The sequence below is a fragment of the Rhizobium sp. UFLA01-1127 genome (genome assembly GCF_059803845.1).
Window position 1 is genome coordinate 1 of record NZ_JAUQTZ010000176.1, and the last position, 11,358, is coordinate 11,358.

9 protein-coding genes, 1 tRNA gene and 1 riboswitch are annotated in these 11,358 nt (G+C 62.3%); of the genes, 5 read left to right on the forward strand and 5 right to left on the reverse strand.

Annotation, left to right across the window (positions count from 1 at the left end; translation table 11 throughout):
- Positions 1-480: 480 nt before the first annotated feature.
- A complete protein-coding gene (locus Q4Q11_RS28445; protein WP_113213926.1) occupies positions 481-1,194 on the forward strand; it encodes a DNA helicase in 714 nt (237 codons plus the stop codon).
- Between the two features lie 78 nt (positions 1,195-1,272).
- On the opposite strand, the gene Q4Q11_RS28450 is transcribed toward Q4Q11_RS28445, so the two are convergent.
- Positions 1,273-2,460 (reverse strand): O-succinylhomoserine sulfhydrylase, encoded by a 1,188-nt coding sequence (locus Q4Q11_RS28450; RefSeq protein WP_112506480.1) that lies wholly within the window; start codon positions 2,458-2,460, stop codon positions 1,273-1,275.
- Between the two features lie 43 nt (positions 2,461-2,503).
- Positions 2,504-2,582, reverse strand: a riboswitch (SAM riboswitch).
- A 72-nt stretch (positions 2,583-2,654) separates the two neighbouring features.
- Between Q4Q11_RS28450 and Q4Q11_RS28455 the strand changes: the two genes are divergently transcribed.
- Complete coding sequence (locus Q4Q11_RS28455; RefSeq protein WP_162701376.1) at positions 2,655-3,749, forward strand: 2'-deoxycytidine 5'-triphosphate deaminase; 1,095 nt, start codon at positions 2,655-2,657, stop codon at positions 3,747-3,749.
- A gap of 57 nt (positions 3,750-3,806) precedes the next feature.
- Positions 3,807-3,880: transfer RNA gene (locus Q4Q11_RS28460), tRNA-Gly, on the forward strand.
- A gap of 6 nt (positions 3,881-3,886) precedes the next feature.
- Here Q4Q11_RS28460 and Q4Q11_RS28465 read toward each other — a convergent pair.
- Positions 3,887-4,795 (reverse strand): LysR family transcriptional regulator, encoded by a 909-nt coding sequence (locus tag Q4Q11_RS28465; RefSeq protein WP_498571571.1) that lies wholly within the window; start codon positions 4,793-4,795, stop codon positions 3,887-3,889.
- Positions 4,796-4,914: 119 nt separating this feature from the next.
- Between Q4Q11_RS28465 and Q4Q11_RS28470 the strand changes: the two genes are divergently transcribed.
- A complete protein-coding gene (locus tag Q4Q11_RS28470) occupies positions 4,915-6,144 on the forward strand; it encodes an MFS transporter (RefSeq protein WP_498571574.1) in 1,230 nt (409 codons plus the stop codon).
- A 109-nt stretch (positions 6,145-6,253) separates the two neighbouring features.
- Here Q4Q11_RS28470 and Q4Q11_RS28475 read toward each other — a convergent pair whose 3' ends face one another.
- On the reverse strand, positions 6,254-8,260 hold the full coding sequence (locus tag Q4Q11_RS28475; protein WP_498571572.1) for a methyl-accepting chemotaxis protein: 2,007 nt from the start codon (positions 8,258-8,260) through the stop codon (positions 6,254-6,256).
- Positions 8,261-8,688: 428 nt separating this feature from the next.
- On the opposite strand from Q4Q11_RS28475, the gene Q4Q11_RS28480 reads away from it, so the two are divergent.
- On the forward strand, positions 8,689-9,564 hold the full coding sequence (locus tag Q4Q11_RS28480) for a transporter substrate-binding domain-containing protein (RefSeq protein ID WP_112506492.1): 876 nt from the start codon (positions 8,689-8,691) through the stop codon (positions 9,562-9,564).
- Positions 9,565-9,602: 38 nt separating this feature from the next.
- On the opposite strand, the gene Q4Q11_RS28485 is transcribed toward Q4Q11_RS28480, so the two are convergent.
- Positions 9,603-10,016 (reverse strand): tellurite resistance TerB family protein, encoded by a 414-nt coding sequence (locus Q4Q11_RS28485; protein ID WP_112506495.1) that lies wholly within the window; start codon positions 10,014-10,016, stop codon positions 9,603-9,605.
- Between the two features lie 136 nt (positions 10,017-10,152).
- Positions 10,153-11,358, reverse strand: a 1,206-nt coding sequence (locus Q4Q11_RS28490; RefSeq protein ID WP_498571573.1) for a thermonuclease family protein, incomplete at its 5' end; no start/stop codon positions are given.

Here is an 11,358-nt window from a genome sequence, read left to right on the forward strand (position 1 = left end):
CCTATAACCTACCCGTTCCGTCAAGGAACGGCACGATGAAAACTTGCGTAAACCGCCGGCGCGGCTTGGAATTCAGCTATTGCGGTTGACGTTAAAGGTTAATGAAGCTGCTCCTAAGTATCTCGGTCGGCTTGTCATTAGGTCTCTTTTATCGGACTGGCGGCGTTTTCATATTCCGTGCGCGGAAACGCTTGTCATGATTTCAGGTGCACTTGCAGGGCGGCCGTCACATCTGCGCTTTCTGCAATCGAAATCTCCAGACCATATAATTCCCGATCCGGCCGTATGTTCCCCTGAGCCGACGGTCACGATTTCCCCTTGGCCGAGATTTCGGCTATCATCTGATTCTGGCATGGCCCGTGCCTCCCCCCTCCATCCGGGAAAGTATATTTCATGCGGGGCCGTCGATATCCAAACCGACTGTTTGAGCGCCTAGCATAAGGAGGGGTTGCGGTCATCGCTCGCGATAGGAGGTTTAGAATGAGGCTTTCCGCCCCCGTTTATCATTTGAAGCGCAAGGCGAGACTTCTGTCCCGCCAGCAGAATATTCCCTTGCACGCCGCGCTGGATCGCATCGCGGCCGGCGAGGGTTTTTCAGGCTGGAGTTTGCTTTCGAGCAAAACGAACGCAGCCGTGCCCGTCGGCGAACTGTATGCACGTTTGAGCCCGGGCGATCTGGTGCTGGTCGGAGCCCGGCCCGGACACGGTAAAACGCTGATGAGCTTGAGGCTTGCCGTCGAAGCCATGAAGGCCGGCAATCGCAGTGTCTTCTTTACGCTGGAAGACACGGAAAAGGTCGTTCTGGATCGCTTCCCGGTGATCGGCGCCGATCACGCGGAATTTGTGTCGCTGTTTGAATTCGATAATTCTGATGCCATCAGCGCCGACTATATCGTCGAGAGGCTGGCCCACGCATCGCGCGGCACGCTGGCGGTGGTCGATTTTCTGCAGCTGCTGGATCAGAAGCGGGAGAAGCCTGACCTGATGATCCAGGTTCAGGCGTTGAGGGCGTTTGCGCGCCACAAAGGCGTGACGGTCGTCTTCATCTCGCAGATCGACCGCTCCTACGATCCGGCGCTGAAACCTGTGCCTGACCTGAAGGATATCCGCCTGCCGAACCCGCTGGATCTGGCGCTGTTCGACAAGATGGTGTTCCTGAACAACGGCCGGGTCGAATTCAGGGCCGCCGGCTGACGGACTGCCGCGTCCTGCCATTGGCCCGTGGGGGCAGGTCGAGCCGCCTGGAAAAACACCCGGGCGGCTCGGTCGATGTCAGGCGGAAACCTGCGCCAGGGCGCGAGCGAAATCCTCGACCAGGTCTTCGCTGTCCTCGATGCCGGCGGAAAAGCGCACGGTGCCTGGCGAAATGCCCAGTTCGGCGCGAGCCTCGTCGGTGAGGTTCTTGTGCGTCGTGGTGGCCGGATGGGTGATCAGGCTCTTGCTGTCGCCGAGATTGTTGGAGATCTTCACGATATCAAGCGCGTTCTGAAGCTTGAAGGCTGCTTCCTTGCCGCCCTTGAGCTCAAAGGCAACCAGGGTCGAGCCGCCGCTCATCTGCTTGGCGATGATATCGGCCTGCGGATGGTCGTTGCGGCCGGGATAGATCACCCGGGCGACCTTGTTGGTCTGCTCGGCGAGGAAATCGGCAATCTTCGCGGCGTTCTTCGTCTGTTGGGCGACACGCAGCGGCAGCGTCTCGATGCCCTTCAGCAGCGTCCAGGCGGTAAACGGCGACATGGCCGGGCCTGTGTGGCGGAAATAGTCCTGCAGGTTCTCGTCGATCCACTGCTTGTCGGAGAGGATGACGCCGCCGAGCGAGCGGCCCTGGCCGTCGATATGCTTTGTGGCGGAATAGACGACGATATGAGCGCCGAGCTCCAGCGGCTTCTGGAAGAGCGGCGTCGCGAAGACGTTGTCGACGACGACTTTGGCGCCGATCTGATTGGCGAGCTTGGCGACGGCTGCGATATCGACCACTTCCAGCGTCGGGTTGGTCGGGCTTTCGAGGAAGAAGACCTTCGTGTTCGGGCGGATGGCCTTTTCCCAGTTCTCGGTGAAGCGGCCATCGACCAGCGTGCATTCGATGCCGTATTTCGGCGCGAGCGTCTCGACCACCCAGCGGCAGGAGCCGAAGAGGGCGCGGGCTGCGACGATATGGTCGCCAGCCTTTAGCTGGCAGAGGATGGCGGCGGAGACGGCGGCCATGCCCGAAGCAGTGGCGCGGGCGTCTTCAGCGCCTTCCAGCGCGCACATGCGCTTTTCGAACATATCGTTGGTGGGGCTGCCGTAGCGGGCGTAGATGAAACCGTCCGTCTCGCCCTTGAAGCGGGCTTCCGCCGCCTCGGAGGTGTCGTAGACGAAGCCCTGGGTCAGGAAGATCGCTTCTGAGGTCTCGCCGAATTGCGAACGGAGCGTTCCGTTGTGTACGAGCTGGGTTGCGGGGCGCCAAGTCTTGCTCATGCCATCACCACTTTCAAAACAAAAAAACCGGCCGCGAAAGCAGACCGGTTCAGCCCCGGTCTTTTTAGCCACTTGTTTAACGTGGCTGCAAGCCGACCGGCCAAATCACCACGGGATAAGTTGCAATACTGCCGTTGACGGCTTGCGTCAATTCCCCGAGTTTGGTTTTGTCTGCGACAAATTATGAGAGAAGCATGATGGTTCGCAATACTGGAATTCTGGCCGATCGCGCCATCGCAGCGCTCTTCGAAACGGGGCGGCTGACGAGCGAGAGGGAGCTGGACGTCGATCAGATCCAGCCGGCAAGTCTTGACCTCAGGCTCAGTTCCCATGCCTTCCGCGTGCGCGCCAGCTTCATGCCAGGTCCGTCGCATCTGGTCGCCGACAAGCTCGACCGGCTGAAGCTGCATGTGATCGATCTCTCCGAAGGCGCGGTGCTTGAAACCGGCTGCGTCTATATCGTGCCGCTGATGGAGCGCCTCGACCTGCCCGAGAATATGTCGGCCTCCGCCAATCCAAAGAGCTCTACCGGCCGGCTCGACATTTTCACCCGCGTCATCACCGACCGGGCGCAGGAGTTCGACAAGATCCCGGCCGGCTATTCCGGCCCGCTCTATCTCGAAATCAGCCCGCGCACCTTCCCGATCGTCGTTCGTCGCGGTTCCCGCCTGTCGCAGATCCGCTTCCGCGTCGGCCAGGCCCTGCTCTCCGAGCCGGAATTGCTGGCGCTGCACGAGACCGAAACGCTGGTTGCCAGCAAGAAGCCGAATATCACCGGCGGCGGCATCGCGCTGTCGATCGATCTGGCCGGCGACAAGGAAGGGTTGATCGGCTATCGCGGCAAGCACCACACGGCCGTCGTCGATGTCGACAAGAAGGCCCAGCACGATATTTTCGATTTCTGGGAGCCGCTCTACAGCCGCGGCCGCACCGAGCTGATCCTCGATCCCGATGAATTCTACATCCTCGTTTCGCGCGAGGCGGTGCATGTGCCGCCGCATTTCGCCGCCGAAATGACACCCTTCGATCCGCTGGTCGGCGAATTCCGCGTCCATTATGCCGGCTTCTTCGATCCGGGCTTCGGCCATGCGCCGGCCGGCGGCCGCGGCAGCCGCGCCGTGCTGGAAGTGCGCAGCCACGAAGTGCCTTTCATCCTTGAAGACGGCCAGATTGTCGGCCGTCTGATCTACGAACACATGCTGGAGCAGCCGAGCAGCCTCTACGGCTCCGGCCTCGGCTCGAACTATCAGGCGCAGGGCCTAAAGCTCTCGAAGCACTTCCGGCTGTGATCGCATAGCGGCGGCCTTGACAGAGGCCGTCAACTGTTGGACATCTCAAGGTGTCAGGCGGGTGTAGCTCAATGGTAGAGCAGCAGCTTCCCAAGCTGAATACGAGGGTTCGATTCCCTTCACCCGCTCCAAAATCTTCATGCTAGAAACGGTCTCTTCGCCTTCAGCGCTTCTGTCAGCGCTTCGCCGAAGGTGGCGATCGGGCGTGCGAGGCGGCCCGCCGGCGGGCGGTGCACCAGCCAGTTGACGACTTTCGGGCTGAAATCCGGAGCCTCGATAATTTCGACCGAATCGCGCCAGCGGCTGTCGGCCAGTGCGGCCGGCGTCAGTACGCCGATGCCGAGGCCGCGCGCAACCAGCGACATGCGCAGATCGGCGCTCATGGCTTCGACCCCGACGTCGAAGGGCAGGCGCTCGGCTTCGAAGCGATGTTGGATGTAGGCGCGGAAGCCGCAGCCGCTCTGGTTCATGATCCAGGGAAAGCGTGAAAGCTCCTCAAGCTTCGGTTCCTTGGGAACGCCGAGCGATGGTGCGGCGGCGAGGATAACGGCGTGGACCCCGAGCATATCGCCGATGACATTGTCCGGCGGCTGCAGCCCTTCCGCCAGGCAGACGGTTGCCGCATCGAGCTGACTGTGGGCGACCTGCTCTATGAGCTGCGGCGACCAGCCGGTGACGATGCGCAGCGTCAATTGCGGAAACTGGCTGCGCAATTCGTCGAGCGGGGCCGATAAGGCCGCTTCGGAGAGATAGGGCATGATCCCGAGGCGGAATTCGCCGCCGATCGTGCCGCCGGGCGAGACGCCGGCCTTGAGATCGTCGAGCGAACGCAAGACGCGGCGTCCATGCTCATAGGCTTCGCGTCCTGCTGCTGTCGGTCTTAGCGGTTTCGACTGCCGATCGAGGAGGGCGATGCCGAGACTGTCTTCCAGATTCTGTATGCGCCTTGTGATGCCTGGCTGCGTCAGGTTGATGCGTGCGGAGGCCGATACGATCGATCCGGTCTCCACGACGGCGACGAAGGCCTCGAGATCATGAATGTTCATGAGGAACTCGCATAATCATTATTATTTCATTTCAATTGCCGCATTATGCAGCAAGGCGATAAACATGGCTATCTTTATTATCAAAAATTATTGGAGAGCCTATGTCCACAAGAGAGCCCATGTCGCAGGTTCGCGAACGCACGGCGAACGAGCTGCCGGAGGGTGATGTCTCCACGGCGGCCGCCGCTCCCTCGACACTGCTGTTTGCCGTCGCCACCGGCGTCATCATCCTCAATCTCTTTGCGCCGCAGACACTCGTTGGCATCGTCGGCCCATCGCTCGGCTTTTCCGAGAGTGGTGCGGGTCTTGTGGCCATGTCGTCTTTGCTCGGCTATGCCGCAGGTCTCTTTTTCCTGGTGCCGCTGGCCGATCTGATGGAAAACCGCCAGCTGGTGCTGCGCATGCTCTTGTCGGCCTTGGTCATGGCGATCGCTGCCGCCTTCGCGCCGACCGGGTGGAGCCTGTTGATTTTCCTGTTTCTGCTCGGGGCAGCCTGTTCCGCGATCCAGATCCTCGTGCCGATTGCGGCAGCCATGGCGCCGCCCGAGCATCGCGGCCGGGTCATCGGCAATGTCATGAGCGGCGTGATGATCGGCATCCTCGTGTCGCGGCCGCTGGCAAGCCTCTTTGCCGATCTCTGGGGCTGGAGGAGCTTCTATGCCATCAGCGCCGTGACGCTTGCGCTTCTGGCGGCTGTGCTTGCGCTGCGCCTGCCCGAGAGACGTCCGTTGGTCAGCGCGAGCTACGGAGCCCTTATCGGTTCGCTCTTCCAATTGCTCTATGAGGAACCCGTGCTGCGGCTGCGCGCTTTCACGGCGGCCCTGATGATGGCGAGCTTCAGCCTGTTCTGGACGTCCGTCGCCCTGCGCCTGGCGCAGCCGCCATTCTCGCTCGGCCAATCCGGCATCGCACTGTTTGCGCTGGTCGGTGCCGGCGGTGCCGCTGCGACATCAGCCTTCGGCCGCATGGGCGACAAGGGCTGGACGCGGACGGCGACGCTGGTCGCGCATTCGATCGTGCTTGCGGCCATGGCCTTGGCCGCGTGGGTTGGCGGGATAAGATCGGGTCATCCCATCGCGCTGCTGATCCTTCTCGGTGTGAGCGCCGTGATGCTCGATGTCGGCGTCACCGGCGATCAGACGCTGGGACGCCGCGCCGTCAACCTTCTGAAGCCGGAAGCACGAGGCCGCATCAACGGTCTCTTCGTCGGCATCTTCTTCCTCGGTGGGGCGCTGGGGTCGGCGCTTGCCGGCACGGCATGGAATTGGGGCGGATGGATTGCCGTCTGTGCGGCCGCTGCGGTCTTCGGCCTTATCGCCCTCGTCACGGCCTTTTCCGCACGGGCGTGAACGAAGCAAGCGGACGGACGGCATAGGTCGTCCGCCCCGTCATCATCCAAGCGCACATCGAGACGCGTCACTGCCATTCGTCCGGCTGTGACGCGCAATGGCGGCAATCTCAGAATTCCGTCCAATCCGCATCCTTGCCCGGCGTCGTTGGCGGATTGGCACCGAAGGCGCTCATCAGTTTCTGGCCGAGTGCGCGGGCCGGCGAAGGCCTGGGGCGCACTTTAGCGGCATCCGCAGCCCGAATGGCCGGACCAGCGGCCGGCGGAGGCGCCTGGCGGGCAGCAGCCCGCGGAGCGATGGCTGCAATGGGTGCTGTGGATACCCGCATGGCATCGCCGCCATCCGTGCGGAATTGAGCGAGCAGACTTGAGAGCGAAGCGGCTTCCGTCGCCAGGCTGTGGCTCGCGGCCGTGCTTTCTTCGACCATAGCGGCATTCTGCTGCGTGCCGTGATCCATGGTATTGACCGCAGTATTGATCTCCTGCAGACCCGCCGATTGCTCGCGCGACGCCTCGGCGATCGCATGCACATGCCGGGTGATCTCCTGTACGCCCGAAACGATGGTATCGAGCGCCTTGCCGGTTTCGCTGACGAGACCGACGCCAGTGCGCACGTGCGTTTCGGAAGTGGCGATGAGGTCCTTGATCTCCTTGGCCGCATTGGCGGAGCGCTGCGCAAGTTCGCGCACCTCCTGTGCAACGACGGCAAAACCCTTGCCTGCCTCGCCTGCGCGAGCCGCTTCGACGCCGGCATTCAGCGCAAGGAGGTTCGTCTGGAAGGCGATGTCGTCGATGACGCCGATGATGTTGCTGATTTCGCTCGATGATTTCTCGATCTTCTGCATGGCTTCGATCGCATTGCGGACGACTTCGCCGGAGCGTTCCGCATCGGCGCGCGTATGGGCTGCAAGCTCGCTTGCCTCCTGCGTGCGCTTGGCCGCGTCCTTGACCGTGGTGGTGATCTGCTCCAGCGCGGCGGCCGTTTCCTCGACGGAAGCGGCCTGTTGTTCGGTGCGCTTGGAAAGCTCGTCGGCCGCGTTGCGGATTTCGCCGGCTCCGGCGCTGATGGCGCGGGCATTGGTGCCGACAGCCTGCATGGTCCCGTTGAGCTTCTGGATCGAGTTGTTGAAGTCCTGGCGCAACTGATCGAGGTGCTCGACGAACCGGTTGTCGATACGCGTGACGAGGTCGCCTTCCGCAAGGCGCTTGAGGCCGTCGCCGACTGCCTGGATCGCCTGCTGCAGATGGGCTGCCTCTGCAGCCTGCCGAGCCTCGCGCTGGGCGCGCTCGCTGTCGCTGAGGGTGCGATCCGCCTCGGCCTGCGCTTCCAGGCGCACGCGTTCCACTGCATTGTCGCGGAAGACGGCGACGGCGGATGCCATCTGGCCGATTTCATCCTGGCGCTCGCGGCCTTCGATATCGCTCGCGGTGTCGCCATCGGCAAGCGTCGTCATTCGCTGATGCAGCCGCATCAGCGGCGCCGCAATGCTTCTCTGCGCGACATACATGCCGAGGATGACGGCCAGCACCATCAATCCGCTGAGGGCAAGGAGCGTGTAGTTGACGGACCTGTTGAGATCGTCCGACAGGGCGTTGGCGCCGTCGTTCATCCGGTTTGTCAGCGCATCGTCGTTGGCTTGCAGGTCAGCGATAAGCTTGGGCAGCTTGTCGCTGATCAGGGTCATGCTCGCTTGCGCACCCTTGGCATCACCGTTCCTGCGCTGATCGATGGTCTTGCCGGTGAGCGCCTGCAATTCGTCGAGACCGGCAAGGATCGCATCGATCGACGTCTTTTCCGCCGGAACGAGGTTTTCGGCATGTTTCAGCCTGTCCCTGGCCTCATCGAAATGGCTGCTGCCGGCCGTCACGCCCTTGAATGCATCGCTGCCTTGGTCGAGGTTCAGCATCAGGCTTGCCTGCAGCACCGAAGAAAGCGCCGATGAGCTCGCGCGCGCGGCTTCCGTCGCCGCGACGGCCTCATTGTCGAGAAAGGCGCTGTAGGCCCGATCCGCCGTGCGGAATTCTCCGGCAACCTGCATCAGGCCAGCGAAGGAAATGACGCCCAGAAACAGGATCACGGCAAGCATTTTGGTTTTGATTTTCAGGTTCTTGAACATAGCGGTCCGCCTGCGAATGCCGTGCCTGTTGAAACGAGGCCAAGGGCCATTTCGCCTCGGATGAGCGGCTCTGGGCACCTCGCCTGATGTGGATGGGTAAAGCCGATTTTGCGTGATACCTTGCCAGGAAGGTCCCGACGACCTGCGTCATGCGGTCGGCGTTCGAGCCGATGTCGTCGATGGCGGCAAGTACAATCAACAGAGCTTAATCGACCGCTAACGGCAGAGGCTGCGCGGCCGAAATCCCCCATTAATTTTGTGCATGTTCAAAACTGCACAACCGGCCGATGCGCGCGATCTCCATTGTTCAGCCGGAAGGGGCGGACGCCATCATTGCATGGCGCGATATTCCCCCTGCGGCGTGACTCTGCTAAATCGGATTCGTGAACTGGAAATGTGCATCCACGACAGGAGGCCGTATCAAGACCATGCGTGTTTGCCTTTCGTCGACGATTTCCGCGGCCCGCCTTCTGGCAGGGGCAGCCTTGGTGGCGATGTCGTCTGCGCTGCCGCTTGCCGCCCAGGAGACGAAGCCGCAGAACCTGCCGATCCTGTTCGATGCGCGCGAGCGTCTGCCGAAGCCGGACCTGTCCTCGCTGGTCAGGCTGCGGTTCCTGACGTCGACCGACTTTCCGCCCTTCAATTTCCTCGATCAGAATGGCAAGCTCACGGGCTTCCATGTCGAGCTTGCGCGCAAGATCTGCGACGAACTCGCAATATCCGACAAATGCCAGATCCAGGCTTTGCCCTTCGGCGAATTGCAGGGTGCGCTTGCCGCCTCTCAGGGCGATGCCGTGATATCAGGCGTTGCCGTCACGCCTGAGCTGCGCAAGACCTTCGCCTTTTCGCGGCCTTTCCTGATGTTGCCGGCCCGCTTCGTGCGCAATCTCAAGGCATCGATCAGCGGTACGTCAGCCGCCTCGCTTGCGGGCCGCCCGGTCGGCGTCGTCAAGGGCACCGTGCACGAAGCGATGCTGGCGGCCTTCTTTCCGGCCATCAAGCCGGTGCCGTTCGACGATAAGGATACGCTGCTGGCCGCCGTCAAGGATGGCAGGGTCGATGCCGCTTTTGCCGACGGTTTGCAGCTTTCTTTCTGGGTCTCCTCGCCGGCGGCGGAAAAATGCTGTGCGCTGTTTGACGGCCCCTATCAGTCGCAGCAGTTTCTCGGGGAAGGCTTGACTATCATGCTGCGTCAGCAGGACGCCGATCTGACGGCCGCCATCAATCATGCGCTTGCCACGCTCTCGCGCGATGGCAGGCTGCAGGAAATCTATCTGCGCTATTTTCCCTATGGGCTCTACTGACCGGGGTAATTCCGGGGTGCGTAAGGCGGGAAAATGTGTCAGGCCTTGCGGTAGCGGGCGATCGCGCTGCGCTCGATGGCCGCGCAGGTCAGCTTGTCCAAGCCGAAACGGTCGCGCAGCAGGCTGAGCAGACGCAATTCCTCGGCCTTGACCGACAGGTCGGCCGAGGCGACTTCCACGGCAAGCGCATAGGCGGTATCGTAGAGACGCGCGGGCAGAGTGTCGCGCACGGTTTCGAGCACGATGTCGAGCCCTTCATTGCCTGAAAGCAGCTTGGCGCAGTCACGCGATACCGAAATCAGCTTCTCGTCGTCGAACCCCTTGAAGACCGGCAGGGCGTGAATAAGCTCCCCGATGCGGCTGAGCTCCCGGTCGTTCATCGTGCGGTCGACGGCCGAGGCCAGTACCATGACGTAAATCAAGGCCTCGTGAGCAGAAAGCGGCTTGTTCATGACAGGCGAAGTCCTCTGGATTGGCAAATTGAAAAGTCGCGCGTCTTTTGACAAAAGCTACTGCATAATTCCTTAAATCGGAATCGATTTGCGGATAAAATCGTGCAGCAGATTTAAAGTGCTGCCGCGCCGCGCGTCAGATCGGATTGAGCGGGTCTTCCTTGGGCGGGGGCGGCGCAAGCGTCGATTTTCCATTCTTGCGCGGATCGTCTCCATACATGCCGCGCTTCTTCTGCTTGGCCTCGTCGACAAGCGCTGCAAGCGGCGAGCCAGGCTCCGGATCTGCCCAGCCGAAGCGGACGAGCCACGCACCGAGGTCGACGCGCACATACCGGCATTCGCCCTTGACCGTACCCTTCCAGGAGGCATCCGGCACATCGCAATCGATGGAACGGCCGCGCAGATACATGCGGAACGCCGTGCGCGCGGCTTGGCCGCATGGCCAGCTCTTGCCGTTCGAGCCGAGACACATCCGGTCGACATCCGTCGGAATGATGCCGTCGAGCTGCACGCTCCTGCCGGCAAGGGTCAGTATGCCGGCCTGATCCGAGAAGGGGCGGACAAGCTCGACCGTTGTCGTCTGTTCCTGCGGCTTGGATGCGGGGTCGAGCGCAGCCTGTTCGGATTGGGAGTCGGGTTCAGGCTTGGAGTCAGCCTGCTGTTGCGTCGGTGGCGGCAGGGTTCGATGTTCGGCGGCGGCCGCCTCCCTGTCGATCTGATCGGCCGGTATCCGGTTATCGGGCAGAGGATTGGTTTTTGCCTGTTCGGCGGAAGCCGTCGCCGACGCGGTGGCCGCCGCCTTGTCCGGCGTGGCAGGCTGTGGCGCCTGGGACGAGGCGATGTCTTTGTCCCTGGTCATATCTGCCGCCGCCGGCGCCGGCTCCTCAGGTTTCGCCGGCATGTCGTTCAAGCGTGCGGGGTCGGTCGGAACCTTATTTTCTTGTAGTGCTACGGCTTCCACCGCCGGCGTCTTGCTCTCCTCGGCCTTGGCTGCGTTGCCGCCCCGCGCCTTTTCAGCGGCGCCGCTCGCCGGTGCCGCAGCGGCCGCGGCCGCCATGGCTGCGGCAGATAGCTCCGGACCGCCGTCGGAACCGGTCGAAGACGCCGCCGTGGCCAGAATCGTCGGCTTGCCCTTCGCTGCTTCTGCCGCCGAAGCGGCGGGCTGCGCGGTCGCCTGGACCTCCGGTTGCGACCTGTTCGGTGGCCTATCGTCCTGCTTGGCGGTTTCGATGGGCTTGGATGCCTCGATGGCTTTCGGTGGCGTCGGATCGGCCTCGGCCGTGGTGGCGTTATGGTCCCGGCGGGGCAGGCTGAAGCCATGCTCACCGAGCTGTATAGCGAC

Coding starts and splice junctions, on each gene's coding strand:
- Q4Q11_RS28485 (WP_112506495.1), bottom strand. CDS start 10,016: ATGAACAAGCCGCTTTCTGCTCACGAGGCCTTGATTTACGTCATGGTA.
- Q4Q11_RS28480 (WP_112506492.1), top strand. CDS start 8,689: ATGCGTGTTTGCCTTTCGTCGACGATTTCCGCGGCCCGCCTTCTGGCA.
- Q4Q11_RS28455 (WP_162701376.1), top strand. CDS start 2,655: ATGATGGTTCGCAATACTGGAATTCTGGCCGATCGCGCCATCGCAGCG.
- Q4Q11_RS28450 (WP_112506480.1), bottom strand. CDS start 2,460: ATGAGCAAGACTTGGCGCCCCGCAACCCAGCTCGTACACAACGGAACG.
- Q4Q11_RS28475 (WP_498571572.1), bottom strand. CDS start 8,260: ATGTTCAAGAACCTGAAAATCAAAACCAAAATGCTTGCCGTGATCCTG.
- Q4Q11_RS28445 (WP_113213926.1), top strand. CDS start 481: ATGAGGCTTTCCGCCCCCGTTTATCATTTGAAGCGCAAGGCGAGACTT.
- Q4Q11_RS28470 (WP_498571574.1), top strand. CDS start 4,915: ATGTCGCAGGTTCGCGAACGCACGGCGAACGAGCTGCCGGAGGGTGAT.
- Q4Q11_RS28465 (WP_498571571.1), bottom strand. CDS start 4,795: ATGAACATTCATGATCTCGAGGCCTTCGTCGCCGTCGTGGAGACCGGA.